Annotated in this window: 20 protein-coding genes and 1 pseudogene; 14 read left to right on the top strand and 7 right to left on the bottom strand. The window is 57.0% G+C overall.

What is annotated here, in order from left to right; translation table 11 throughout:
* The first annotated feature begins 958 nt into the window (after positions 1 to 958).
* The 7 genes from Q0687_RS27280 (at position 959) to Q0687_RS27310 (ending at position 9195) form a co-directional block, all read left to right on the top strand.
* Positions 959 to 2140, top strand: coding sequence for a diguanylate cyclase (locus Q0687_RS27280; protein WP_298883978.1), 1182 nt, complete (start codon positions 959 to 961; stop codon positions 2138 to 2140).
* 215 nt (positions 2141 to 2355) lie between these two features.
* On the top strand, positions 2356 to 3912 hold the full coding sequence (locus Q0687_RS27285; RefSeq protein WP_298883981.1) for an HD domain-containing phosphohydrolase: 1557 nt from the start codon (positions 2356 to 2358) through the stop codon (positions 3910 to 3912).
* A gap of 114 nt (positions 3913 to 4026) precedes the next feature.
* Positions 4027 to 5163: a substrate-binding protein gene (locus Q0687_RS27290; protein ID WP_298883984.1), complete on the top strand. Its 1137-nt coding sequence runs from the start codon at positions 4027 to 4029 to the stop codon at positions 5161 to 5163.
* A gap of 33 nt (positions 5164 to 5196) precedes the next feature.
* Complete coding sequence (locus Q0687_RS27295; RefSeq protein WP_298883986.1) at positions 5197 to 6309, top strand: DUF2652 domain-containing protein; 1113 nt, start codon at positions 5197 to 5199, stop codon at positions 6307 to 6309.
* Between the two features lie 294 nt (positions 6310 to 6603).
* Positions 6604 to 7575 (top strand): UDP-glucuronic acid decarboxylase family protein, encoded by a 972-nt coding sequence (locus Q0687_RS27300; RefSeq protein WP_298883988.1) that lies wholly within the window; start codon positions 6604 to 6606, stop codon positions 7573 to 7575.
* A 256-nt stretch (positions 7576 to 7831) separates the two neighbouring features.
* Positions 7832 to 8182, top strand: coding sequence for a hypothetical protein (locus Q0687_RS27305; RefSeq protein WP_298883992.1), 351 nt, complete (start codon positions 7832 to 7834; stop codon positions 8180 to 8182).
* Between the two features lie 35 nt (positions 8183 to 8217).
* Positions 8218 to 9195 (top strand): glycosyltransferase family A protein, encoded by a 978-nt coding sequence (locus Q0687_RS27310; protein WP_298883994.1) that lies wholly within the window; start codon positions 8218 to 8220, stop codon positions 9193 to 9195.
* Here the strand turns inward: Q0687_RS27310 and Q0687_RS27315 are convergent.
* The 6 genes from Q0687_RS27315 to Q0687_RS27340 all read right to left on the bottom strand — a co-directional run bounded on the left by Q0687_RS27315 (position 9192) and on the right by Q0687_RS27340 (position 16348).
* Positions 9192 to 10199, bottom strand: a complete 1008-nt coding sequence (locus Q0687_RS27315) for a hypothetical protein (protein ID WP_298883997.1) — start codon at positions 10197 to 10199, stop codon at positions 9192 to 9194. The genes Q0687_RS27310 and Q0687_RS27315 overlap by 4 nt on opposite strands.
* A gap of 220 nt (positions 10200 to 10419) precedes the next feature.
* On the bottom strand, positions 10420 to 12198 hold the full coding sequence (locus tag Q0687_RS27320; RefSeq protein ID WP_298883999.1) for an SPASM domain-containing protein: 1779 nt from the start codon (positions 12196 to 12198) through the stop codon (positions 10420 to 10422).
* Positions 12195 to 13262, bottom strand: a complete 1068-nt coding sequence (locus Q0687_RS27325) for a hypothetical protein (RefSeq protein WP_298884001.1) — start codon at positions 13260 to 13262, stop codon at positions 12195 to 12197. Before Q0687_RS27325 ends, Q0687_RS27320 begins: the two co-directional genes overlap by 4 nt.
* Before the next feature lie 458 nt (positions 13263 to 13720).
* The gene (locus Q0687_RS27330; protein WP_298884002.1) at positions 13721 to 14338 is read right to left on the bottom strand and encodes a hypothetical protein; all 618 of its coding nucleotides are present in this window, start codon (positions 14336 to 14338) and stop codon (positions 13721 to 13723) included.
* Positions 14335 to 15513 (bottom strand): ERF family protein, encoded by a 1179-nt coding sequence (locus Q0687_RS27335; RefSeq protein ID WP_298884004.1) that lies wholly within the window; start codon positions 15511 to 15513, stop codon positions 14335 to 14337. Before Q0687_RS27335 ends, Q0687_RS27330 begins: the two co-directional genes overlap by 4 nt.
* Positions 15497 to 16348: a YqaJ viral recombinase family protein gene (locus Q0687_RS27340; protein ID WP_298884035.1), complete on the bottom strand. Its 852-nt coding sequence runs from the start codon at positions 16346 to 16348 to the stop codon at positions 15497 to 15499. Before Q0687_RS27340 ends, Q0687_RS27335 begins: the two co-directional genes overlap by 17 nt.
* 247 nt (positions 16349 to 16595) lie before the next feature.
* Here Q0687_RS27340 and Q0687_RS27345 point away from each other — a divergent pair, with 247 nt between their 5' ends.
* From Q0687_RS27345 to Q0687_RS27365, 5 genes and pseudogenes are all read left to right on the top strand, one after another.
* Complete coding sequence (locus Q0687_RS27345) at positions 16596 to 17009, top strand: hypothetical protein (protein WP_298884007.1); 414 nt, start codon at positions 16596 to 16598, stop codon at positions 17007 to 17009.
* A 411-nt stretch (positions 17010 to 17420) separates the two neighbouring features.
* Positions 17421 to 18746, top strand: a complete 1326-nt coding sequence (locus tag Q0687_RS27350) for a DNA methyltransferase (protein ID WP_298884010.1) — start codon at positions 17421 to 17423, stop codon at positions 18744 to 18746.
* 3 nt (positions 18747 to 18749) lie between these two features.
* Positions 18750 to 19007, top strand: coding sequence for a DUF5681 domain-containing protein (locus tag Q0687_RS27355; protein ID WP_298884012.1), 258 nt, complete (start codon positions 18750 to 18752; stop codon positions 19005 to 19007).
* A gap of 85 nt (positions 19008 to 19092) precedes the next feature.
* Positions 19093 to 19383: pseudogene (locus Q0687_RS27360) on the top strand (DUF5681 domain-containing protein); the annotation flags it as partial.
* Positions 19384 to 20116: 733 nt separating this feature from the next.
* Positions 20117 to 21301, top strand: a complete 1185-nt coding sequence (locus Q0687_RS27365) for a DUF4214 domain-containing protein (RefSeq protein ID WP_298884014.1) — start codon at positions 20117 to 20119, stop codon at positions 21299 to 21301.
* 1016 nt (positions 21302 to 22317) lie between these two features.
* Here Q0687_RS27365 and Q0687_RS27370 read toward each other — a convergent pair.
* Positions 22318 to 22536, bottom strand: a complete 219-nt coding sequence (locus tag Q0687_RS27370) for a hypothetical protein (protein ID WP_298884016.1) — start codon at positions 22534 to 22536, stop codon at positions 22318 to 22320.
* 1298 nt (positions 22537 to 23834) lie between these two features.
* Here Q0687_RS27370 and Q0687_RS27375 point away from each other — a divergent pair.
* Positions 23835 to 24164 carry a hypothetical protein gene (locus tag Q0687_RS27375; RefSeq protein WP_298884018.1) on the top strand — a complete coding sequence of 110 codons (330 nt, stop codon included), beginning with the start codon at positions 23835 to 23837 and terminating at the stop codon, positions 24162 to 24164.
* A gap of 19 nt (positions 24165 to 24183) precedes the next feature.
* Positions 24184 to 25902, top strand: coding sequence for a DUF6311 domain-containing protein (locus Q0687_RS27380; RefSeq protein ID WP_298884021.1), 1719 nt, complete (start codon positions 24184 to 24186; stop codon positions 25900 to 25902).
* The last annotated feature ends 63 nt before the right edge of the window (positions 25903 to 25965 follow it).

A 25965-nucleotide genomic window follows, 5' to 3' on the forward strand; every position in this document is an offset into this window, starting at 1 on the left:
GCCATCGAGCGCGGCCGCCGCAGCGAGGACGCCGACACGCTTGAGAAGCTGTTTAGGCTGTACGAGGCAAGGATCACGGAATTCAAGGCCAATCCGCCGCCGGAGAGCTGGACTGGTGCGTATGCGCTGCTGACGAAGTAGAGGCGTTAGACCGCTCAAAGCGGGTTGCAAACTCTTAACGCCGTGGCCTGCACCGCACGTGATCCGTTTTGCTTTTCCAAAAAGTGCGTCCCGATATCGTTTTGTGAAAAAGTCAGCGCTCGCCTACCCAGTTAAGCTGATCGCTGCTCATCACTGGAGGGAGGTGTGTGGAAGCTGCTACGTACTTGTTAGCAGTGAAAAGGAACTTGATGTAAACTGAAGCTCTGTCGGGTCGCTCTGGTGGACCGGCTTAGAATCCTTGCTGATTTGGTGGCTCAAACGAGAGATGCCCTGATGGCTAATGATGACGCGATACCTGCTTCAGAGTCTGCCACGTTACGTGAGGACGTTGCTCGAGTTCGCAAGTGATGTCGCCGATCAGCGCGTCAGTTGCACCCGGGCCGGAAGCGCTTGAAAGACGCCCAACAAACACTGCTGCTTGCCTTGGTTATTGATACGCGGGGTCGCTGAGCTTGACGCAAAAGCGGCGTTCACGGTCGGCTGGCGCAAGTGGAAGCGGCAGCTGAGATCACCTGCGGGGGACCGCGGCGGCGACGCCGACGGGTAGGCTTGGCACGGTCAGGAGGGCGCTGGATAGTGCAATGGACGCGCAGTCGAGCAGCCTCTAGTGGGGCGGGGGTCTTACTATGTGCCTGTGCCCAGCGTGCCGTGAATACCGCTCCTATTGCCGGACCGTCGGGCAAATGAATAGAATGGCAGGTATTGATAGACCAGCAGTAGTACTCATGGTTCAACGTCTTTGACGCGATGCAAGCCGGGGGGGCAGTCGGGCACTAACCGGCGGATAGCGGCGGCAGTGAAAGATTCAGAAATCCTTGAGATGATGGTGGACAGCCAATCGCACTGGCCGGGCCTCTGCTCAAATTTAAGGCAATTCTTTTTCAACTACGGATCGCTGATGTCTTTACTCCACGCCGAAGAGGAATTCGACATTGACTACGCCGCGTCGCTTGCGGGCCGGTCGGTCGAACTGATGGCAAAAAACGAGATTCCCGCCACGCCCGCCAACTTCACCCTTTGGTTCAATTTCGCGCTGGGCACCATCCCACGTCTGAACAAGACGATCTACGCTCTCCTTGCGAACAAGCGCAAGTTCGATCGCTCGGTGAACAAGGGCCTCTACGACACGTTTGTCAAACAGCAGGTTGGAGCGCTGGGAGGTGTTGAAATACCGACTGAGATAAACTCGATCATCGCGAATGCGCGTGATCATTTGGCGGTCGCGATCTCCGACAACCGCTCGCAGATCCAAGCCCTCGACCAAGTCTCCTCCGACTTGGACAGGGGACAGGATGCAGCTGTTGCGATCAAACGATTGCAAAGTGAACTTCATGACGCGACGAGCAGGGCTGCGAGGACAGAAGCGAGGCTGGCTGAAAGCTCAGCGGAACTTGCGAAGATCAAGGAGTCACTGGCTGAGGCAGAACTTCGATCGAAGACCGATGCTCTGACTGGAATCGCGAACCGGCATATGTTGGACCAGCACCTGAGGTCATCGCTAATCTCTGCTATGGAACACGGCACTCCATTGAGTGTTTTCATGCTCGACATCGATCATTTCAAACAGTTCAACGATCGGCATGGCCATCAGGTTGGTGATCAAGTATTGCGCCTGGTCGCCAGCGTTTTGCGAAGCTGCGTGCGCGATAGAGATTTGGCTGCTCGGTACGGCGGGGAAGAACTCATTGCGATACTCGCAGGTACCGAACTGGAAGAATGCCGCGATGTCGCAGAGCGGGTGCGCGCCAAGATATCTGGTGCAAAAATCACGAAGAGAGCGACTGGGGAAGATATAGGGGCTGTCACCGTCTCGATCGGCGTCGCACAATTTGTGCCTGGAGAGGCTGCCGATACATTGATCCGTCGCTGCGATGTGGCCCTCTATGAGGCCAAGAAGCAAGGTCGCAACCGTACTGTCGTGGCTGACGCCGCGGACGTGGCCTTGGAGAGAAACGACACCTCACCTCAATCCTCCTGAACGACGACCGCTTCTCCAACGATGCGACCGTCCCACGGATAGAATTTGCCTGCCGAGCGAAATATGGACGCGGCAGGGTCAAAGGACGACCTGAACCCACGCACTTGTTCTCGCCAGGTGAGATCTGCCGAGGTGGCGGACCTAAAACCCTTTGAAATATCCGCCAGAATTTCGCATCCTTCAGGCTGTGGTTGTTGGTCCCAGGGGCATATGGAATGACAACACTGGCGGTCAGGCGCGCCGATTTCTTGATGGCGCTGGCTTACGCGACGGATTTGGCCACGGGTCATTCCCGAGATTTCGCCCTGCGCTCCTGCGTGTTGGCGGTCCGGTTTTCCAAACTGCTGGGCCTTGATGAAAGCATGCACCGCAAGGTCTTCCATCAGGCATTGCTGCGCTACATCGGATGCAACGCCGATACACATTTGCTCGCGGCTGCATGGGGAGACGAGATCACCTTGCGCCGGGAGCTTCACCATATCGACATGGGCAACAGAGAGCAGTTTGTCGGCGTTTTGGTCCGCGCCATTACGCGGAAGCTCGCCGGCGCCTCGCACGACGAACTCGCCAAGGCAATCGAACGGGGTCTCGCCGAAGGACCGCAGGTGAATATCCCCATTCTGTCGGGGCATTGCGAAGTCGCGCAGCGCATTGCCGAACGGATCGGCTTGCCTCAGGAAATTCGCGAAAATCTCGGCCAGATCTATGAACGCTGGGATGGCAAGGGCCTGCCCTGCGGTCTTTCGGGGGAGGCGGTGAAATTTCCGGTTCGGCTGGTCACGCTTGCCCAGGACGCCATCGCTTTAAGCGACCACGTCGGATTCGACGCGATGAAGGCAAGGATCGCCGAGCGAGCCGGCGGCGCCTATGAGGCCGAACTCGCACAACGTTTCCTCGCCCACGCGAGCCAGTTGATGGATGGGCTCGATGGACCCGCCGATCGCGCCACGATCCTTGCGATGGAGCCCGAGCCTCACGCAACCCTCGATGAGACCGCTTGCGAAGAGGCCTATCTCGCGATTGCGGATATGATCGATATGAGGATGCCCTTCACGTTTGGCCATTCACGCGCCGTCGCGGCCCTCGTGGAGGCCGCTGGCAAGCGCATGGGACTTCCCGCCGCCGACATCCGCGTCCTGCGATGGGCCGCCTACTCACACGATATCGGCGAACTGGCGATACCGGTATCGACATGGATGCGGCCGGGTGCGCTGACCGAGCGGGAGACGGACGCTGCGCACCTGCATCCCTATCATGGGGAGCGGGCACTCCTGCCGTTGGGTGGCGACGGAAAGTCGGTTGCAGCGCTGGTCCTTCGCCATCACGAACGGCTAGATGGCAGCGGCTACCATCGTTACGCCAAGGCCAACGATCTGTCCGCCGCTGCCCGCATCCTTGCGGCCGCCGAGTGGTTTCAAACCGCACGGGAAGCAAGGCCTTACCGGGAGGGACAGAGCGACGAAGCGGCCGCGTCCCGGCTCCGCGCCGCCGTGAGAGAGGGCAAGCTCTGCCCTCAGGCCGTCGAGGCCGTACTCGCCAGCGCCGGTCAGCCTGCTCGCCGAAACGCCCCAGCGGGAATATCCGGGCTGACACCGCGTGAAATCGAGGTGCTTCGCCTGATCGCCGCCGGATCCACCGCGAAGGAGGCCGCGCGCCAGCTCGAGATCGCACCGAAAACGGCCGACAACCACATCCAGAGCCTCTATTCGAAGATCGGCGTCACCACACGGGCCGCCGCAGCTCTGTTCGCGCTCGAGCGGGGGCTGGTCTAGGTCGGGACGCCTGAAGCATAGGGAATCCACCCCATGTGCGGGCGGCGCATCGCCGTCATCCTTAGTCGTAATGAGCCGAGCCGCATTGGCCGGCCGCGAACAGAGGAGACTGCCATGGGCGAACCATCGATCAAGATCGGCGTCATCGCGGACCAGACCGGTCCGCTGTCGATCATGGGGATCGCAAACGCGAACGTTGCCCGTATGGTGGTCGACGACATCAATGCAAGAGGCGGATTGCTGGGCCGGAAGCTGGAACTTTACGTCGAGGACGGCGCGACGATTGACAGCGTCGCGGAAGCCAAGGCGATCAAGCTCGTTCAATATGACAAGGTCGAGGTGATCTTTGGCGGCATCTTCAGCTCCACGCGCCAGGCGATCAAGTCCGCCGCCGTTACCAAAGGCCGGACGCTCTACATCTATCCCGAACAGTATGAGGGCCAGGAGTGCGATCCGCTGATCTTCTGCACGGGCCCCGTGCCGGCCCAACAGGTCGATCCCTTGATTCTGTGGCTGATGCAGCAAACCGGAGCGAAGAGCTTCTATTTGCCATCGGCGGACTACATCTGGCCCCGCGTCATGAACCGCAAGGTCCGGGAAGCTGTCACGGCCAATGGAGGCACCATCGTGGGCGAAGAGTACTTCCCACTCGACCATGCCGATTATGCCGCAACAATCGAAAGGATCATGTCCAGCGGCGTCGACGTCGTCTTCAACATGACGGTGCCGCCAGGAGTTGCTCCGTTCCTAGAGCAGCTTCACGACGCCGGCTTCACCCGACGTGGCGGATTGGTCGTCTGTACCTATTTTGACGAGAACCTCGTAAGCGTACTGCCATCGGCCCATGTCGAAGGTGTGTATGGCTGTCTGGATTACTATCAGGCCGTCGACGACCCTTTCAGTGTCGGACTGCTTGCGCAGTACAACGCGCGCTATCCTGGCGCGGAGCAATTCACCGGAGGGAGCGGCTGCTCTGGTCTTTATCGCGGTATGAAGCTTTGGGAGTCAGCCGTGACATCGGCCGGCACACTGCACCAAAAAGCGGTAATCGACGCGCTTGATCGCGCGAGGATCAGCGAAGGTCCAGGAGGCGAAGCGGAAATGGTTCCGGGACAGCATCATGTCCGCATGAACATGTATATCGCGCAGGTGAAGGACGGCAGCCTGCAGATCGTCAAGAGCTTAGGAACGATCGATCCGAAGGAACGCCCCATTCCTGTCGAACCGCTGGCGCGAGCCGCGGCCGTATGAAACCAGCGGGTCGATCGAATCGAGGGGCCTACGATGCTACCAAAATCAAAAAACGCATGCTTTCTCATTGCGGATATTTCCGGCTATACCAGCTATCTTGCCGGCGTCGAGCTCGAACATGCCCAGGACATCATCGCCGATCTGATGGACACCGTGGTTCGGTCGCTCCGTCCGCCATTCAAGCTTGCCAAATTTGAAGGGGACGCGGCGTTCCTTTATGCTCCGGGAAACCGGTTCGATGGATCGCTGCTGCAGGATGCGATCGAGTCCGCGTATTTCAGCTTCCGAAAACGACTGCGTAATATCGCTCAAGCGACGTCGTGCGACTGCAAGGCCTGTCACGGAATGCAGCAACTCGACCTGAAGTTCGTCGTGCACCACGGCGAATTCATCCGGCAGCGAATGGCCGGCCGCGACGAACTCGCCGGGCGCGACGTGATTTTGGTTCACAGATTGCTCAAGAACGGTGTCAAAGAGCGCTGCGGCGATCGCGCCTACGTGCTTTTTTCCGATGCCGGCATCCGGTCGACGGATGTCGATCCGGTGATGCAGGGACTGATCGCTCATTTAGAGGCGATCGAAATCGTTGGTCAAGTGAGCTGCTGGGTGCGTGACCTCGAACATGCGTGGAGCGAGGAGAAGGACAGGGCCAGGCACCTCGTTACGCGCAAGCAAGCCGCGCACATCATCGAATTCCACATAGGAGCTGCCCGTCCGCAGGTCTGGGAATATTTCACCCACCCGGATCAGCGGCCGAGATGGCGAGCGGCAGACAAAGTGCGCGAAGATGTGTCGGGCGGTCGCCGCGGTATTGGGACAATCAACCACTGCATGCATGGTCCACACGCGATCATCGAAGAAATCCTCGATTGGCGTCCGTTTGATTATCTGACGCTCACTACGCTGCTGCCGATGCCGGACGCTCCCAAGGTGCTTATGTCCTACGTGTTTGCGGAAAATGACAGCGGTACCCATATCGAAATCCGTGTCGCCAAGCCGAAACCCAAGGATATGTCATTCCTGCAACATGTCGCCGCGGACTTTGAAAAACATATCACGGATGAAGTCGCTGTGCTCAGGGGAATGCTGGAGTGCGAGGCTCTGGGCACCAGGCAAGAACTCTCCGAGTCGACGCCTCGACCATGAGCGAGCGGTTGCGCTCGACTTGGCCACCGAATGGGTGGCTTGGGCGTTACGCTTTAGTTTCATCGGCCGAGGCACCCTCAAGCGAGCGGGTAAAGGCGCTCCAATTCGCCGGTCACGCGCGGGGCTAGACGCGGGCGACATCCGGGACAGACGCCTCCAGTTGTTGCGCGTCTCCCTTGCTTGCTCAACAAGGCCCCCTCGAAATTAACTGTGGTGAGCTAAACCTCTCTCCAGGTTACTATCGCAAATGCTAAGATTTTAGCCCGACGGTTGCTGCAAATTGGAGGAGATGGGATGCCCGACAAGAGACGGCTCTTGGTGACCGGAGGCGCCGGGTTCATCGGTTCTCACCTATGCGAGCGACTCCTGGAGGGCGGATCAGAAGTGCTCTGCGTGGATAATTTTTACACGGGTAGCCGCCGGAACGTCACTCATCTCATCGCCAATACCGACTTCGAGCTGATGCGACACGATGTCTGCTTCCCACTTTACGTTGAAGTCAACGAGATCTTCAATCTCGCTTGCCCGGCTTCGCCGATCCACTACCAGCGCGATCCGGTTCAAACGACGAAGACGGGCGTCCACGGCGCGATCAACATGCTTGGCCTTGCAAAGCGAGTCAAAGCCAAGATCCTGCAAGCCTCGACCTCCGAAGTGTATGGCGACCCTACCGTCCACCCACAGTCAGAGGAATACTGGGGCAACGTCAATCCGATCGGGCCGCGCTCCTGCTACGACGAGGGCAAGCGCTGTGCCGAAACCTTATTCTTTGACTATCATCGACAGCACAAGCTTCAGATCAAGGTGGCGAGAATCTTCAATACTTACGGCCCACGCATGCATCCCGACGACGGCCGCGTGGTCTCCAATTTCATTCTGCAGGCTTTGCGAAATCAAGACATAACCCTTTACGGCACCGGGGAGCAGACGCGCTCATTTTGCTATGTCGATGATCTCGTGAGCGGGTTGATGGCTCTCATGGACACGAGCGAAGCGGTCACAGGGCCGATCAATATAGGAAATCCTCAAGAATTCTCGATACGGCAGCTGGCTGAAATCGTCGTTGATCTGGTCGGCTCGAGATCAGCGATTGTTCATAAGCCGTTACCGGTCGACGATCCGCGACAGCGCCAGCCGGATATCGCAAAGGCTACGGCCTTGATCGGGTGGAGGCCGGTGACCGATTTGCGATCAGGTCTTACCAAGACCATTGCCTATTTCGACGGCTTGCTGGGCCACCCGCGGCAGCTGCCGCACCAAGCTTAGAATCCGGTGTGAGGCGAGGGAGCTTGCTCAAGGCGACCCGACTTACGACGATTCACATTCGCGCCAGAAGCTTCTCGCGACGTCGTTGGGCAGAACCGCTGGGGTGGCGCCGAATTGGGGGTATCCTCCATGCCGACTGATCCATCGGTCGACATCTGAGGTGAGGGGGATCGGCCGGTTGAAGTTCGTCTTGTGATAGGCAAAGACGGCGCGGGGAGTGATGCAAACTCTGGAACGTGCAAGAGCTGCCAAACTCATGCAGGCAGATGCACACCACCCGTCGATGACGACGCGTTTCCGTGCACCGTTTCGAATTTCCGATGCTGCCGCCCTAAAATCAACGACGCGGCCCCCATTGCTGGCCGATATGATGCAGGGATCACCGCAATTCCCAATTGCGCGTGCGATCGCCTGGGATCCGGCCGGCCCGATTGGAGCGGCAGAGGCCGGAACGAAAGGGAGTGCAATTATTAGAGCCGCAGCGGCGATGAGATTCTTCATGATGATGTCCTCCGACGGGACCATCACTATCAGGAAGGTCTTGTTGTTCGCTGAAAGCTCCGAAATCAGTTATTTGCTGCGCATTAGATGCGTGTTAACGTTTTAGTCGCCGTTAACCTTTTTTTCCCGCGAGGGTTAGATATGCGCGAGGATACGTCTATTTCAGGCGATGCTGCGGGATCGAAGCACGAACCGTTGGTGACTGCCCTCATCAACACTTACAACTACGCCAGATTCCTGCCATTCGCGATTAATAGCGTTCTCAACCAGACCTACAAGAACATCGAGATCATCGTTGTCGATGATGGCTCGACGGATCACACGCAGGAGGTATTGCAACGCTATGCCGGTCGAGTGACGAATGTGCGAACCACAAATGGCGGGCAGGCGCACGCCTTTAACGTGGGCATCCCCATGGCTAGGGGTGAGTTGCTGATGCTGCTCGATGCAGATGACATTTGGTCACCGAACAAGGTGGAGCGAATGGTCGAGTTTGCCGCCGAGCGTCCACAGGCCGCAATGCTTTATCACCGGTTTCAGAACCTTGACGCCAGTGGCCGACATGTGGGGCCACCGCAGCCAATGGTTCTGACCGATGGCGACTATCGACATAAATACATTCGCAGCGGCGGAAGCTGGTGGAGTCCGATCACGTCGGTTCTGGTCTTTCGCCCTGAACACATCAAGCGCGCGCTGCCGATTCCGAGCTACGGCCACCGGGAGGGAGCAGACACGGTCTTGACAGACTTTTGCGCCGTGACATCTGAGATCGCATCCTTTCCTGAAGTGCTTGCAGGGCGTCGCCTCCACGGGGCGAATCTTTACGCCAATGGACGTGATGACCGCACCTACCGGTCGAAAGAGATCCGCGAAAGCGATGTCAGGCGGGTCGAATGGCGCATGTTCTCTTTAGGCCAGATCCTATCAAGATGCGGGGCGAAGTTCGAAATCAATCTCGACAACAACGAATGGCGGACGACGAACCTGTATTGGTTGGGGCGGACGTCATTGTGGAAAATCTTGTGGGCAAGCTTGCGATGTCCTGAGCACTCGTTTCGCGAGCGATGGCACAGGTTCAAATGGGTGAGACACAACAAGAAAATGTACAAGAGCAGCTAGGCGAGCTGGCGCACATTTTCCATTTGGTCGACCATCACAGGCAGGGCATTACCTATATCGGTGTTTGCAAGCTGTCCGCCGTGGTGCTGGGCTGAGACTGTTAGCGATGTGTCGCGCAACAGGTCGCGGAAAGTCACGGCCATCTCATTGATTGGAACGTTTGGCGATTTTGTCCAAGTGATGCCCATCCATCCGACCATGTAGTTGAGCATTTCCTGCTCTGGAGTCCAGGGTAAGATCAGTTGCGGACGTCCAAGGATGAGGCACTGTTGGGTTATGTCTTGCGTTCCATGGTGCACCAAGACGCTTGCGTGCTTGGTCCGTTCCAGCAAGGCCGTGTAGCTCGGCCACACCGTGATGTGTCGTTGTTGCTGCAGGAATCTCCTCATTCCTGATGTTGCGCCAGTCACGCAAACGTCGACGGTTATGTCGTTACCGATGCCCGCCAAGGCAAGAATTAGCATCTCGATGTTGGGACAGTTGACATCCAGGAACGCTGCGAGGTGCTCCTGTTCCGGCGGAAGACTCGGGTTCGGAACAGCGCCAAGCAGACCGGCCGTTCGGTTGCTGCGCAACTGAAGATATGGATCGAGGGCGGGAAGGCCGTAAAGAATTGGATGACACTGCGAAATGATTTCTCCCAGCGTCGCAAGCGCGGGGCGTCCCATGCGCGACAAGGTGGCATTGGCATTGGCCAACATGGTCGCGTCGTCCATCAGCGGCGTTGAGTTGGCGTTGTGTCTGGGAAATGAATTGCCAAGTGCCGGCGGAAGCGCGCTACCGTTCCCAACCGCGAATGTTGGCGCGTGAGCAGGGCCTACAAGCCATAGGATCGGCGTTCCGAGCCCGATAATCCCGTCCGGCTCCAGGCTGGCCAGCTCTGCGTTCCAGATGGACGCAAGAGTGATCAAAGTCTGCTTGTCGTCGAATCCCATAATGGCCATACGGTCGGCAAAACCGTCGACTTGCGGCCTTTTCATAACCAGGTGCGGCGCAGCACGCATTGCCGGAGCTTGTCGCAGTCCTGACGAGATTGATGAGCCCGCTTGGTCCAACAGAGCTATCGGATCCCCGGCGAGATAGGTGACCTGGTGCCCGCGTTCCGTGAGTGCCTGCCCGATGCGGAGCGCATCTCTTAACAGCTCAGGGACGGCCCCAAGATCACATCCAATGACGAACCGCAGCCCGCGCTCGGCCGGCGAAGGGTTGGTCAGCGAAGATGGGTTAGAGCCATGCATAGTCGCGCTCACGCGCTGGTCGAGGCCGCGGAGCGCTGTCGACGAACCGGGTCTCGTCTGTCCACTCAAATCCGTCTCTCGCTAATAGCTCAACGAATTCTCCGTGGGAAGCGCGGAAGCTCTGTCCTCGAGAAGTATCGAGATCATTAGTAAACAACATGAATTCACGCATGACCTCGAGGTTGAGAGGGGTTTTCAACTCAGAAAGGTAGCGTGCAAGCGAAAGCACTTGCGCCTTTGTATATGGACGACAATCCTTGTTATAATAATCGATCAGTAGCTCCGCCGCTCGCTTTCGTACACTCGGTGAGAGATGATGTATCGCTAGGCGGTCTGGCAGATGCAGGATGTTCATCGTGATTTCCATGTCCATGCTATCGCAATAGCGACACAGATCGACGATGCCCAGAATATTGTAGGCCTGTATGACGGGCGGCACTTTGCACACCAGGCCATGATCTAGCTTGAGCTTGCGGACGTTCGCTTCCACGCTGCTCCAGCGCGCGGGAAAACGGATATATTCATAATCGCTTCCTACCGCATCGAGACTGAGCAGCAATTCAACACGTTGGAATTTCTTGATTCGTTCGATGTCCCGCGCGTTGACCGCCGTACAATTGGTTGAAAGTTCGAGATGAATGTGGCCGGCCGCTCCTGTCTTGACCAAATGGTCCAGAATCTCTGAGACCCGTTCGTTGATGAGCGGCTCGCCCCCGGTGATATACAGTCGTTCTAGAGTGTCGACCGAGCCGAGAACGTCATTGAAGACCTTGGCATCATTCATATACCAAGGCCCTTCTTCACCTTCGCATGCCGTCAATATCTGTGGCCGCGCGGGCGCTGGGATTGCGCTCTTCAGCTGGCGTTCGATTACGATTGAACTCAGCGGGACACCGCGCTCTGTTGGTCCCTCGGTTGAGCGACTGCTGAGTACTTCTATAATCAGTTCGCTGTCGATTGCTCTCTCTTTGAGACTGACGTGCACTGCTGCGTCGCTCTCCGTCAGTCTGCCGTTTGCGACCATGCGGCCATTGACCAGAACTTCGTATGTTTGGCCACGAGCTTCATCGGCGGTGAAGCAAATCTCTAGTCCGGTAAGGTTTGTGTCTGCGCTTATGGGAACATTGAAAATCGCGTGGCCGTCGCTCCAGCGGCACAATTGTCCATTCTTGTATTCATAGGGGTAGAGGCCGGAAGCACGGACTCCAATTCGCGGTTCAGGCCCGATCCGGGCCGTATCGCCCCGCCAGATCGCGTGGAGCGGGTCAACGCCACCGCTCCACCTGCTATGTACTGGATCGCGCTCGATTTGGGAGCTCGCAGCGCCGTAACACATTCGGCACTTTAGATTACAAAGATTGCTGATCTCGAGCTTGATGAACCCGGGGCGCTCATTCATTCGATATCCCGAGCTCGTCGCGCCCCTAGAAATTGTGTCGAACGAAACGGGCCGCCCGTCAATCGGTTCGACGCCGGTATGGGTTCGATAGCTCTGACCGCTCTTCGCCTCGCTTTCGTAGCAGACTTCGCAAGCCGGTACTCGTTCGCCTTTGATCATGGCGCGCCGGATGTTGCGCATGTATGCGGAATTCCAAACGTCGTCCATGGAATGAATGTTTAACGACATCGGCGCGCCGTGCTCGCTCACGAACTCGTGGGCGACGCAGCATATGCGCGCAGTGCCTTCGGGGCCGACGCAAAGATGCTCGAAGGGAAGCCCGCAGAATGTATCCTGTCGTTGGTCGGAAGACGCACTCACGGTCATGAACCTGGTCCGGCGACGCCTCCTCCGCCGGCAGTACCGCCGCCACCGCCGCCGCCTCCGCCGCCTCCCGCACCGCCGCCTCCAGCACCGCCTCCTCCAGCGCCGCCGCCGCCGGCTCCTCCGCCGCCAGTGCCTCCGCCGCCTCCAGGACCGCCCGGACCGGCCTGCCCAAGTTCTTCTTCCGCCGGACCGCGGCGCTTAAATTTTTGCTTCATGTTCAGAGCAAGTTGTTGCTTTTCTCCGAAATACATCCTTAGGCCGGAAGCGATGAATGGTGCGGACTCTCCCAACCGAGCGCCATCAGCGAACACGGTCAGAGTATTCAATACGCCATAGTCTCTATCGGCCTGCACCGACACTGAGGCGCTATTTTGCAAGAGCTGACGCGCATTGGTGTGGGCGGCAGCCGGAGCAGATGCTGCGGCCGAAATGGCCAGTGCGACCGTGCCTGGGACACGCCAGCGGCGCACGACACTGAGAACCCGCGTCAAAACTCCTGCTGATCGTGCGTCAACAGGGACTAGTCTTTGGTTAGGAAGTGCGGCGACTACCTGGATCGCCCCCTCCCACCCAAGGCTGGAAATGTCGACGTCTGAGGAAGCATCATGTCTCAATGCCATCATGCGCGCGATCTTGAGCTGATGGTCGGCGAGACCTGGCCCGCGAACCAACACAAACACGCGACGCGAGAGGGAATCGCAAAAAATTCCAGCGACATGCTTGCCGAGCGTTGCGCGACACGATTGCGCAACGCGCTGAAGGTCCCGGGCTCTTGCCACGATCATGGTGGGATCGTAGAGGATTCCTTCCGAGGAGAAGGGCCGAAGTAAGTGTTCGAGAGAGCGCGGAAAGGCAAGTCGTCGAAGCTTGTGGCTGCGAACTGACACTCGAATCTTTGCAGAGGTCCGCGACAGTGTTGCACTGATACGAGCCTGTAACTGCTCTTGATTGGTGGCGGCAGTTATATGCAACGTCAGTTGCGAACCGTCGGCATTGCCTGAGGCAGCGAATACTTGCGCCCCATCGTTCAGTAATTCCCGAAGAAACTCTTTTCTAATATTCATGAGCCAACTCCAACTGACGGGCCCATCCACTAAATATTTAAGAAAACTAGCATGAGTTTACGAGAACATGCAACTGCGACACTTTCTCAGCGCAGAATGATCCGCAGGGGGCGGTGCAAAGCTCGCCCAATGCGATCTCAATTAAATCTATTAACATATTGATTTAAATGATAAAATTGGTCGTTGATAGAGCTTTGCCTGCATCATCGAGGGGCATGTTTACGCAGAATGCGAAGATCAGCCTAGGTTCCTGGATTTCACCCGGCGAGTTTAAGCGTTGCTTTCGATGTGAACGCGGCGTGTCGAAGTTACTGAGGCGCTTTCGGTGCTGGTGATGGAGCGGGGGTTCGTCAAATCTCCCTCATCCAAATGGGGAAAAAACCAAGCAGATAATTACAAGCGGTGGGCGAAAGAAGAAATCACTCGGAAGCCCGCTAGGGTGACGCGGCACTGTCTGTTTAGATACCACGTCTCTGGGAGTGAGATTTACGGCGCCCGGTTTGGCCAAGCGCGTGTTTTCGCGCCGCGCCGGTACGCATTTTTCTGATCTCCCTTAGAATTAGCAGCCGCTTGGCTTGCGCAACGTTTAGCAAACTTTCAAATGAGGCGAGAATGTCTCGCGCCTGCAGGTGGACTTCCATGTTGATTGCAGGGTGGTCAAAGCCATAGGAGGAGAGGCGAGTTTCTATCTCGGTTGCGGCTATGGGATCGTTGCGCCAGCTCAGGGCGTTTTGCGCATTGTGATGTTCAGCAGCGTCCTGGAACTCTGGCGCGATCCCCGCCACATCGATTTGACGGAGCGCTGACTGGATGGCCTTGTGGCGAAAGGCTTCAAGGACCTTGTGCCTGAGCACGCGATATCGATTGATTTCCCAGGAGAGCTCGGCCACATCGATGGCGAGCAGCCATTCGATGGTCGACCGTGGCGCGATATCGGCGAAGATCGCCTGCCGGAGCGCCTCATAACGCTCCAGACACTCTCCGGGCAGCAGCAGAGGCGGCGGCGCTAACACCTCGAGTTCAGGAGGCACATTTGCCGTCTCAAGCGCCCGGGCGATCGGGTAGGGCGCACTCATGATGCAGGCGTGCCGGGATTTTGTGGAACGACGGCATTCTGCTGGATGCTGCGCCTGCTGCTTCGATCGGTTGCGAAGCTCTCGCCATGGATCGGGCTTGCCGCCCACAAGTTCCGGGCAATCGGCAGGGGCGACATCTGCATATCCGACCACCAGGTCTGCTCGCTACCGCGCCGATGGAGCTCCTGGTGATGGGCCCGGCACAATGGCACGGTAAATTCATCGCTGACTTTGCGGCCAAGAGCTCGAGGTTGGGCGAATTTCAGATGATGGGCATCGCACGGGGTTTGCCTGCAGACGAGACACGGTTGTCCTCGAACGAAGAGCAGGTGCGCCTTGCTTCGCTGCGGCCGCGGCGCTTTGGGAAAGGCAAGGCCCGACGCTTGGGACTTCGGCATGTCTGGCCCCGCTTGGGGAGTGTCCGGAGGAGCTCCTTGGTCAACCGCAGGAGCCGCTTGCTCCTCGCTCTCCTTGGGGAGGAGAGCCCGCTCGAATCTCTCACCGTAGGCGGCCTCGACCGCGCGAGCATCTGCCTCGTGCAGGGTGTTCTTGAGCGGAAGGCTGGTTTTTGCCCAAGCGACGATATCAGCTTCCGGTAAGCCCTGAAGCTCCCCGAGGAGCCGATCCCGCAGCTCGGCGGAAGATTGGGCATCCAGAACCGCAGGCCTGTTCAGGATTGCCTTGCCCGGCTTTGCCCTTGGAGCTGTCGCTGCGGCCGGAAATTCGACCGTGTTGGCTGGCGCGGCCGCGGCATCGGGGGCGTCGAGATCGTCCTCGCCGGCAATGCCGACCAGTGTGAAGAGGGCATAGCGGCGAGCGTAGGTAAGTGCGGCGCCCATGCGGTGCGGAGCATCGGTGTCCTTGCTGGCGCACACCGGCCAATCGGAGGCGATCCATTCGCCCGAAGAATGGGCGAGCAGGGTGGTCAGGTGGATCTGGCGGGTTGCGGCTTCGACATGAGTTGTCTGGACGGCGGCGATCTCGTGCTGGCTCAGCGCCTTGCGGACAATATCAAGGCCGCTTGCGAGTGAGGCGTAGCGGAAGGTCCGGTCGTCCTCGCGCGGGAAGGGCGAGCGGATGGTGGCGACGAGGGTCTTTTCCGGGTTGGAGAGTTCGGCCTGAGCCCGTGCAAGGGCCGCCGCGATCGAGCCGATGCTCTCACTGGACCGGTGCATGGGGGCCCTCCGCAAGCAGGGCTTCGAAGCTGATGGCGCCCGATTTGGACCGCTTGGCCCGAACGCCGTGGCCGGCGGCTTCCCTGGCGTCCTCCGGCATCAGCTTCTTGAGCTCCGCCTTGGCCAGTTCATGCTCACCGTGGGCGGCATGCGTGCGCAGGTAGGTAGCCGAAAGATCCGCCCAGAGATTGGAGGCGCTCATGTCCACGACTTTGATGGCTTCAAGTCTTGGTCGCGGCGGCTCGATGTTGAACAGCACAGGTGGTTCGCCGCTTTGCACACAACGCCAGAACCTCTTCTCGGCCGTGAGCAACAGATGTTGATAGAGCGGATCAGCATGGACTTTGATCTCCACCCACTTACCGCCCCCGGTGATAATGGAGAGCACAGATGAGCGGGCGGCGATGACCCACATGTTGTGTTGCAGCTGCGGCATGTGCTTGTCCGCCGCGGCCTCCTCCGAGAAGGCCCAGGGCAGCATGAATTTGGCTTCAAAGACCGCACCGTTTTGTTCGACCACGCCGTCGAGCGTCGCTGCCATCCATTTGTGAACGGGATGGTGAACCCGCTTCTGGACGTCTTTAAGGGTCGTGCCGGTGGATCGCTCATACCAGGACCGGTTCAGCGGCTCGGTAACAGTGCCGAGCTGAACGATCAGATTTTCCGAGAGGTCTTTCGGCTCGATCTCGCCACGCTTCTCTCGCCAGAGCCGGAAGAGGCTTTCCTGGTCATCGCCCATAATGATGCGAGCATCCGATCCGCCAATGAAGTGTCTTCGATCGACTGAAGTAAACTTGATGATCTCTCGTTGAAGGTCCGCTTCGCTTGCCTTGATGAGGGGCACCGATATCTCCTGTTTTACGTAGCGCTTGCAGCTCTTGGCTGCACTGCCGCGAGCCCCGCAGTTGCGAGGCGAGATACCGATGCGATATGCGCGGCCGGCGAATCAGTAACGCTCCGTTCGCCGAGCAATTCCAGTCCATTCTGCAGCAAGATTGTTGCTCTTTCACCGGTAGCGTTTGATCTCCCGACACTTTGGAGCGATGCCGTACCAATGCCATGATGAGGCCGGGACAGAAACAATGACTTCAAAACGACAAATCGAAGCCAATTGCCGCAATGCCAAAAGAAGCACGGGCCCGAAAACGGCTGCGGGGAAGCAGAGCGCAAGTCAGAACGCGTTCCGACATGGACTCTCGCGCGCGGGGCACCAGCCAGAAGACGAATTGGACTCGATCGCTCAAGCGCTCGTCGCCAACTTGCCGGATGCAGAGAGCCACGAGCAGGCAAGAAGCCTCGTTGCCTGCAAGCTCCAGCTGATCGAGATAAGAGCTGTTCGCGCTCAATTGCTTGCAGCAGCCATGCAGAATCCGACAGAGAGAAGATTCGCCTCGGTATTGAAACTCGAGCGATATGAGCGCGCCGCACTTGCGATGCGGAGACGTATCCTCCAACAGGCGTGCGCTCGAACGGGCCCAAAAAACGGTTCCACGTGAGCGAAATAAAATTGAGCTCCTCACCAAGGAGATGAGTTGGCAACGCCGATCCTTGCTGAGGAGATGACCCTGGTTATTGCCACGTTCCTTTTCAACAAGGAAATGCAATTCAGTCTTGAAAATACAGCGATATAGACACGCTGTATTTGAGAAACGGAGTGCGTCCTCACGGATGAATGGCTTGAGCATGCCGAGAAAACGCGCCCTCACGTGAAAGAAAATTGAGCTCCTCACCAAGGAGATGAGTTTCTGAGGAGATGAAAGCCTACGTTCCTCTTCATTATTTATAGGAAAGACGATTTTTACTTTGTCGCCGTACGCTCGTACGCACATCGCAAGAAAACTTCTTGCTCGAGTGCTCTCCGCAGAAGCGATGCGATAAGCGGATAGCTCCATCACCACGGAGAAATTATGCCGAATACGGCAACCAATCTAACCCCCATCCGCGTCGCCATCACCTATGTGCTTGCAGACAGCTTGATACTGGATAAGGAGAACCCGCGGCAACACTCGCAGCGGCAGATCACACAGCTTGCTGACGGCATCAGGGAATTCGGCTTCTTGGTTCCGATTGTTATCGATCATGAGTTGCGCGTAATCGCAGGTCATGCTCGCGTACTTGCGGCCCGGAAGCTCGGAATGACAGAGCTGCCCGCGATTGAAGTGCGGCATCTCTCATCGGCGCAGTTAAAGGCGTTTCGCCTGGCGGACAACAAGCTCGCACTCAATGCCTCCTGGGACGAGCGTCTTCTCGCCAAGGAGCTGATGCAGCTGACCGAAATCAACCTCGATTTTTCGATCTCCCTGACGGGGTTCTCGACCGCCGAGGTCGACATCGTGATCGGCAAGCAGAAAGGCCGGGGACGCCTGATCGAGGATCCCGCTAGTTGGACCGGGCCTGTCGTAAGCCAGGTCGGTGATCTCTGGATGCTCGGTCATCACTGTCTGTTCTGCGAGGACAGCACCTCGTTCGAAAATTTCGCGCGTCTGATGGGCGACGCGAAGGCGGACATGGTATTCGCGGATCCGCCCTACAACGTCCGGATCGAAGGCAACGTCTCCGGCAAGGGACGGCGCAAGCACCGCGACTTCGTTCAGGCCGCCGGGGAAATGTCCGGTGACCAGTTCAAAAGCTTCTTGCAGACCGTATGTTTGAATCTGGCTGCCCATAGCCGGGACGGCGCGCTGGTATATCTCTGTATGGACTGGCGGCACACTGACGAGCTTTTGGCCGCAGGCCGGGAAGCCTTCTCGGAGCTCAAAAACATCGCCGTCTGGGTCAAGGACAATCCGGGGCTTGGATCTCTCTACCGGTCCGCCCATGAGTTTGTGTTCATCTTCAAATCCGGCGTCGGTGCCCACATCAACAACATCGAGCTAGGCAAGTACGGTCGTAACCGTTCCAATGTCTGGTGCTACGACAGCGCCACGACCGCGGCGCGCAGGGGGCAAAAGGTCTTCGACCTGCATCCGACGGTGAAGCCCTTGCCAATGGTCGTCGATGCCATCATGGATGCTTCGCATCGCGGGGGAATCATTCTGGACTGCTTTCTCGGGAGCGGAACCACGCTGATCGCCGCGGAGCAGGCCGGTCGTCAATGCCGGGGATTCGAACTTGACCCGGTTTACGCAGATACAATCATCCGGCGCTGGCAGATCATGACGGGACAAGATGCAGTTCGGAACGACGGCGCAATCTTTGCAGAGTTGGAGCGCAACAATGGTGAAGGACGGTAAGTAATGAAGCGTAGGAAAGCAGCACGGGCAAAACGCGACCTGGGGGCGATGCTGGAGCAGATGGACAGTGAGCTGATCTGGGTGACAGAGGGCGGCAAACGTAAGCGGCTTCCCAAGATCGAGGTCGAGTTCAAAAAAAGGTTCGCCAACGCATTAAAGGGCGATCTCAAGGCCGTTGCGTTGATCCTGCGGACGGCACGGCAATACGGACTGCGTGATCCGAACGTCGCACACCTCGTAAGGTTTAAGAAAGCCAATTAAGAAGAGCTAGCAGAGCAAGATCGATGACGAACAAGGACTATGAGGTCGGCTATGGCCGTCCTCCCAAAGCTACACACGCTTTCAGCCCGGCGTGTCCGGAAACTACCGCGGAAAACCTAAACAGATCGAGTTGGTGCTCGACCGCGGCGAGATCTTCAGGCGCGTTGCATATGAGATGATCGACGTGCAATGCGAGGGCGGGCGCGAGCGGATGCCTCAATGCCAGGCCCTGCTCTACCTCCTGTGGAAGTTGGCAATCGGGGGAGATCAAGACGCTGCTCGTCTGCTGGAAGACTTTCGCAAGCTTTACCCGGCATCGGCCGCGGATCCGGTCGATATCGTATTCACATTGAGCGAAGCCGACGAGCGCTTGTGACACATTGAATTCCTGCGATTGCAGGGCGCCCCGTTCCAGCGGGTTCTTGATCCTGCCCGCTGGGCGGCTTTTGGGGAGCTGCTGAATAAGATCTAGAAGGTCAGTGTTGTTCACGAGGCCAGCCGCGTGACTTAATTCCCTGCGCAAGTCCCGCGCGCTGCGTGGGCTCGTCCCGCAACCCGCAATCTCGCGCCGCTCGGCTTGCGACAAGTGATTCGTGCCCTTCGTCAGCTCTCTCCGCAATGATTCATCTGGTACTAGTCGAGGTGTGGGCGATGCTGCCTAAGTTTGTAAGCGACCTCAGATGAAACAATCGCAATGATTTTTCGGGACAATAATTTCCCTGTTACAGACATCTAAATTCCCTGATCGGATTCCCAGCTCGCTTCGTTGTTTTGATCGGAAACGCTGCAATTGAAGGCATAGACGGACCACCCCGACCATCTCAAGAAAATTTTCCTGTAACCCTTTCAGAGGGGGGCTAGGTTCCTCGAGGTCTCTGGGAGCGGGGATTAAGTTCCGACAGGGGAACAGAGCAGCGAACGCATGCTCCGTTTCTTCGACTTTCGTCCTAATTCCAAAAGGCTAGATGTGCCGCTTCGCCATCACTTTCTTGCAATTGATGGGGGGAAATTAACTTTGCATTCACTATGCCGTTGCACTCGCGCGAAAGTAGTGCGAGCCACTCCCGCACGCGAGCCACTCAAACGAGTTCGCGAATATGGAGAATACAGTGACGGTTTCATCCTCTCTTATCGCTAGCGACTATCAGCACATTCTCTTCCGCGGAGCCTCCACCGCCGAATTGTCGGCCTGGTCCGGCCTGGAGACCAATTCGGAAGTCATCGCGGGCATTGAGCATTCGCCCGAAGCGTTGCTCTACGTGGACCCCTTGATCCGCCTATATCAGGGTGCATTCAATCGGACGCCGGACGTAAGCGGGCTTGGCGCCAACGTGGACGCCATGCGCGACGGTCACCATTCTCTCTACGACATGGCGAACGCGTTCGTACACTCCACGGAGTTCACCAACACCTACGGCTCGTTGTCCGACGCGCAGTATGTCGAGCAACTCTACCACAATGTGCTGAACCGCGTCGGTACGCAGACCGAGGTCGACAATTGGCTCGCCACCGGGCTGGATAGGGCGCATATCCTAGTTGGATTCACCGAATCCGCCGAGTTCATTGCCAGCTCAGCCAGCGGTCTGCAAACCTATCTGGACCAAATCGCCGCCGGCCAGCAGCCCGCCGGCGGGCACCTGGCAGGAAACGGGGTATCTCCGTTCACATTCAGTCCGGATGCGGCGCTGGACGTGCTTGGCCAGAGCCAGGCCAATCCCGGCACGATGATCACCGGCAGCGGTATTCCCGCGCTTCACGGCTCTTCCGCTGTCGATAGCGTCACCGGCACGCAGCTCTGGCTTTCGGCCTCGTATCGGACGTCAGGGGCGATGTTCGATCAGACCGGCGTCGACGTCGATGGCACCGTCCATTATCAGGGCCTTGCTGGAACACAGGATGGTTCATTCGGCGAGCAGGGTGCAAACGCCAATCGTGGTCATCTTGCGCTCAACTTCGCTGCCGTTTCAGGCGTAAACGGTTTTCAGAATAACCAGATCAAGTTATTTTTGGACACCGATCCGTCGAGCGCGACGAACTATAAGGAGCTCGATCTTCATGTCATCAACGGCGTCCAAGTCTGGACAGATACCGCAGGCCATCCGGTGATCGGGGACGATCCCCAGTTCGCTCCCAACAGCGTAGCTGAAAATACTGCAAATATGATGTTTGGCTATTGGCTCGGAAACTCGGCGCCGCCTGCAGCCGGCCACTATGATGTGATGATGACCGAAACCTCTGTCGTCGGAACGATGACAAACCACATCGTCATCGATCTGGTGAACGGACAGGTCTGAGCGGAGACTAAGCGATAGATAAGGAGGGCGCCAGCTGACCTGGCGCTCTCCTCACATCCGGCAATTATTCATATTACGGACCAAACGAGAGACGTTGGCGCCAGCATTCGATCCTGTGCGGCCTCAAGAGCGAAATTGCACCGGAGTTCGCGCGCGACGGCATTGCGGAGAGCCGTAATAATTGTCTTCGGGAATAGGAGGCGAAAGACTAACGTCGATCTCGCCCGTCGTACTGCCACTACCGGTGTCGCTAGTTAGCTCGGGCTGGAAGGTTCGGGACAAGATCCGCGTTGGATCACAGGAGCGCGCCCTCCGTCAGCCCTTGTTATGAGCAAGCTTGTAGTCGCCCGGTACACACTTATAGCGCTCGATGTGCCAAACCTCGGAATGATAGATCGGATGCTCGTCCTTCCACTCGGCCATCGCCGCCTGACCGTTGATCACGCAGGGAATGGCAAGCTAAAAGCTAAACGAGTTTTTCAACGATCATTTCTTGACACGAGCAGTTTTGTCAGCAAGTCGTTCGTTGCGCAGACTTTAACAACACGGCCTGCGCCCGACAGCATTCCCAACTATTCTCAGTGCTTCTGCTACTTTCAGAACTTGCCAGGATGAAGTTATTCAGAAACCCTGTTCACCGATGTTGGTGACTTGTTTTTGGAGGGCGCAATGCCCGAGATATTTGAGGTCGTTTTGTGGTGCGCAGCGCTTGCGACTTGGTTGATGCTGTTCTTCGCATTTGTGGGCAAGGGCTTGAGATCGTTTGCAACGAGTATCCGCCGGGTGTCCAAGGCAGCCTTCAAGATCAAGCTCCGATAAGTGGTGAGCGCCGAGCCGAAGGCCGAGGCGCGCCAACGACCGGTCGGATCGCTTGCGACCCGACGACGTCGTTTGATCCGGTTGAAAGCTGCGCCCGCTTCGAAAGGTATTTTGTGACACCTTTGCCGAACTTGGCCTTCTTTGCAAAAGATGAAGGAAACCCCGCCGAGGCGGGGTGTTGACGCATTGTAACTGAGCTAGGCTTTAGCCATGCACTCTTTGATATACGCGCGCTTTTTGGACATATGAAGTCCCTGGGCAGAAGCTTCTTTCTTGCAAGCTTTCTGCCTCATTAGCCACTCGGGATTTTCGGTCGCGCTTCCGGCAAATGCCGATGTGGCGACTGTTGCTGCAAGCGCGGCTGCGGCACTGATAGCGCAAATAGTTTTCATAAAATCTCCATAGGTGTGATGCATCGAGGGTCATGTTAAGTGAGCCGCACGTGAAGGCAATGTAGAGATAGCTTAAAATATCATCAAAGCAGTTCGTAGTTTGAACAAGAAGAAGGCGACTTGACGAAGAAACATGCAACGGCGCGTGCATGCTGCGCGTGGGTTAATGGCGCCTTCCGAGTCTTGTTCATGCGCAACATCGTTCGCTGGCAATTCTTTCCAGCCTGGCGACGGCCTTCACCGATCTGCAATGAGTGCGCGGCGATCAAAAATGGCTAGACGGCAGTTGGGCAGGGACTTGTCTGCCTGGATCGCCATTTCCTGTTCTTCAGCTCTCATCTCCCTGTTCGGCGCCTGTTCTCAGCTATCAGGAAATTGGACCCTCACTGTCTAAGTTGCAAATATGATGGTCTAATCTCGCATGCATCGCTGCTCGAGACTGCCGCTATGCGTGTTTTATGAATACTGTAAAATTCCCTGTTACCAAGTCGAAGCCAAGATCGGCGCATCTAGCGTGCATCAATCCCGAATTGCTTGTGAGCGCTGCCCAAATTATGCTTGGCGCAAAACCGGCGCCTAGAGTTCGCCCCCCGTGAGAAGACCCACAGTCTGGCCAGCTGAGCAGGTGCGCTATTTCGGCAATAACGTAGTCAAACTTGGATGTCGTGCATGTTCAGCAGCTCGGCGCCGGGGGCGGCGGGTGGCTAACAAATCGCTCGCTCGACATACCGTTCGCCAGTAATATGCGGCATGGCTAGGGGTCTACAAGATCAAATTCTGGAGGCACTTGCCAGCTTCCCGAGTTATGAGCAGCTAGTCGGAGCCGATTTGTCTGAATGGGCCATGCCTGGCGACATCCGCAAGAAGCTCGGACGCGAGAACACCGCCGCGACTCGGGTAGCGCTGTCAAAAGCTCTCAAGCGACTTCATGAACGTGGTCTTGTCGCTCGAGCATCGGGAGAGGTGGCCGCCGTCGGACAGGCCTTTCGCTATGCACGCATCAGCGATCCAAAGAATACAGGCGCTGGGAGCGGGCAGCCTCGCGCGATGATGCGCCGGTCCAAGCGCGCGTCCCATTCGCGCCGAAGCCTGAATCGGCGTTCTGGAGCCGACTAGCGTATCAAAGGTCGCGAAAGGCCGTGATGAACAGACCCAGCCTCGGCCCTTATGCCGATCCCAATGCCTTCGCAGGTGGGGAGAGATGCGATTCTATTATCATCCCATAGTTCTGCGGTTGCGCGCTTTCAAGAGGTCGGCGATGCTCAGCCCGAAGAATTGACCGACGCACAGGCCAAGCCCGGACGTTAAGGGGGAATATCGATATGGGGACGTTCAATGACTGGTCGCGGAAGGGACGAGTAGCATTCTCGCCACTTCAAACCTTTTTCATTAAGGCTGTGATGATCGTCATCGCTGTGGATGCCTGCGTAAGCTTCACTGTTTCTTATACGGCTGAAAAATTCGCTGCTGCGATCGGCGACAATTCCGGCCTTTGGGCGAACGTTGAAAAAGCGGTTTACAAGCTTGCGGACGCCGATGATTTCCCCGAACCACGCAAGGCTCAACTAATAGCAGCGCTGAAAAAAATCTCGGTGAAGTATGGACCATACATAGCCGCGTTGGTTCCTCCAAATGACTCGGTAAAGCCTTAGGGCTGGCTGTCTAAGCTCGATGATGATGATGATAGGGCGTTGCATCCATTGGCCTGCTGAACGCGGCAGTTGGTCAGCAAAATTTGCCGACTATGTTCCCCATCTAATCTCATGCGCGATGGGAGCAGCCGTTTTCTTCGTTTTTTTCGGATCATCTCCGCTTTTGAATAAGGCTCCTTTTTTGTCCTCCCCAACGGGAGATCTCGCGGGGGAGCTTGCGTCTTACTTTCAATTTATCAACGATTCTTGGCGATTTCCGATCTTTGTCATCGGGAATGTCAATCAGCCAGAAGGATCGAACCTGTTGTTTGCTGGCGGGGTGCCCCTTCTTGCGCTTTTGGCAAAGATTGTTCGTAGCCTCGACGGCGAAAGACTAAACCTCTTCGGACCTTGGTATTTCGTTTGTTGCGTCTTGCAGGCGCACTCCATGTTCTTTCTAATGAAGCAGATAACCGATAAGCGTCCCTATCTGCTCGCTTTTGCCGCTGTCGTTGCCGCGCTCGCAAACGCATTTCTCTCCAGAGTTAGTCATGTCTCGCTGTTCGGGCACTTCCTCTGTATCTACCCGTTGGCGTTCGTGATCGCGACCACTAACGATTCTTATCGGCCACGCGCAATACTTTGGGCTCTTGCAGCGTTTGTATTTGCTTCGATGTTTGTGTTTGCATATTTGGCGATCGCAACAACGATACTCTTCTTCATCGGGGTCGCTTCTTTATTCAATCGCGGACGCCTTTCGTTGAAAAGTGCACTGCTCTCGACGTCTGTCTTTGTTGCCGGATTGCTTCTTCTATCCTACGTGGGTGGTTACTTTTGGGCCATCGGAAAGGCTGACCCCTTTTCTGCCGCGCAATATTCCCGACTAGGCTTCAACCTTGGTTCACTGATTGATCCCAACCCTTTCCCCAAATGGTGGGAGGGAAGTTTCTATGTCGGTTGGGGAGTGCTTGGACTATGGGTCATCCTTCTTCTGACTTGCCTTGAACCCATCATGCGAGCGGTCCAAAGCAACATGCCAATTTTTCTCGGCTTGTTGTTACTGGCGCTCTTTAGCATGTCCAATAAGGTGCACCTTTTTAATTATACCGTGTTCGTGTACCCATTGCCGAGTATCATCGATCCAATGCTCGGCATGGCTCGGGTAGGTGGTCGCTTATTTTGGCCCATCGGTTACTTGATCATGGCGAGCGCGATCGCAATTACGGCTGCTCGCTTCCGAATGGCTGGTCCAGCCCTTATCGCTGTCACCGTTGCAGTCTTCTGTTTCCAAAGCGGCCTGCTATATGTCACGCTGCGCACGATAATTGATCGGCCGCAGCCAGGCCCACTTCCATATGACGACCTTGTCTCGACGATGTCCCGGTTTGACAGGTTATATGTATATCCAACCATCCATTGTATGCCGAATATTGGGAGCAACGAGCAGAGGATCGCTGCCTATCATGAGGTGGAATTCGCATCCGCTTTGACCTACCTGGACTCAAACTCCTCTATTACGGCGCGTAGGATAAAGGATTGTGACCGCGAAACGAATGAGTTGCGCACTCCTCAGACTCGCGAGCTCGCCTTCTTCATGTCGCGAACAGCCTTGCTTTCCGCGTACCGAGCCGAGCCCGATCTGATCTACAATCAATGCAGGCGCTTTCCCATGCAGGCAGAGGACGGCTACATCTGCTCGTCGAGCTGGTCTGATCGCACTGCTCTACCAACTTCGTTTGTGAAATTCAGTAAGGGATAACACAGCGTCCAGAAGCTGAGTTTGATAATAGACGTCGGCGAAGCCGACGAAAGGTCGAAGAAT

It is taken from the genome of uncultured Bradyrhizobium sp., assembly GCF_936928535.1.
Classification (GTDB): domain Bacteria; phylum Pseudomonadota; class Alphaproteobacteria; order Rhizobiales; family Xanthobacteraceae; genus Bradyrhizobium.

Coding starts and splice junctions, on each gene's coding strand:
- Q0687_RS27285 (WP_298883981.1), top strand. CDS start 2,356: ATGACAACACTGGCGGTCAGGCGCGCCGATTTCTTGATGGCGCTGGCT.
- Q0687_RS27290 (WP_298883984.1), top strand. CDS start 4,027: ATGGGCGAACCATCGATCAAGATCGGCGTCATCGCGGACCAGACCGGT.
- Q0687_RS27295 (WP_298883986.1), top strand. CDS start 5,197: ATGCTACCAAAATCAAAAAACGCATGCTTTCTCATTGCGGATATTTCC.
- Q0687_RS27300 (WP_298883988.1), top strand. CDS start 6,604: ATGCCCGACAAGAGACGGCTCTTGGTGACCGGAGGCGCCGGGTTCATC.
- Q0687_RS27305 (WP_298883992.1), top strand. CDS start 7,832: ATGCAGGCAGATGCACACCACCCGTCGATGACGACGCGTTTCCGTGCA.
- Q0687_RS27310 (WP_298883994.1), top strand. CDS start 8,218: ATGCGCGAGGATACGTCTATTTCAGGCGATGCTGCGGGATCGAAGCAC.
- Q0687_RS27315 (WP_298883997.1), bottom strand. CDS start 10,199: ATGCGTGCTGCGCCGCACCTGGTTATGAAAAGGCCGCAAGTCGACGGT.
- Q0687_RS27320 (WP_298883999.1), bottom strand. CDS start 12,198: ATGACCGTGAGTGCGTCTTCCGACCAACGACAGGATACATTCTGCGGG.
- Q0687_RS27325 (WP_298884001.1), bottom strand. CDS start 13,262: ATGAATATTAGAAAAGAGTTTCTTCGGGAATTACTGAACGATGGGGCG.
- Q0687_RS27330 (WP_298884002.1), bottom strand. CDS start 14,338: ATGAGTGCGCCCTACCCGATCGCCCGGGCGCTTGAGACGGCAAATGTG.
- Q0687_RS27335 (WP_298884004.1), bottom strand. CDS start 15,513: ATGCACCGGTCCAGTGAGAGCATCGGCTCGATCGCGGCGGCCCTTGCA.
- Q0687_RS27345 (WP_298884007.1), top strand. CDS start 16,596: ATGACTTCAAAACGACAAATCGAAGCCAATTGCCGCAATGCCAAAAGA.
- Q0687_RS27350 (WP_298884010.1), top strand. CDS start 17,421: ATGCCGAATACGGCAACCAATCTAACCCCCATCCGCGTCGCCATCACC.
- Q0687_RS27355 (WP_298884012.1), top strand. CDS start 18,750: ATGAAGCGTAGGAAAGCAGCACGGGCAAAACGCGACCTGGGGGCGATG.
- Q0687_RS27370 (WP_298884016.1), bottom strand. CDS start 22,536: ATGCATCACACCTATGGAGATTTTATGAAAACTATTTGCGCTATCAGT.
- Q0687_RS27375 (WP_298884018.1), top strand. CDS start 23,835: ATGGGGACGTTCAATGACTGGTCGCGGAAGGGACGAGTAGCATTCTCG.
- Q0687_RS27380 (WP_298884021.1), top strand. CDS start 24,184: ATGATGATGATGATAGGGCGTTGCATCCATTGGCCTGCTGAACGCGGC.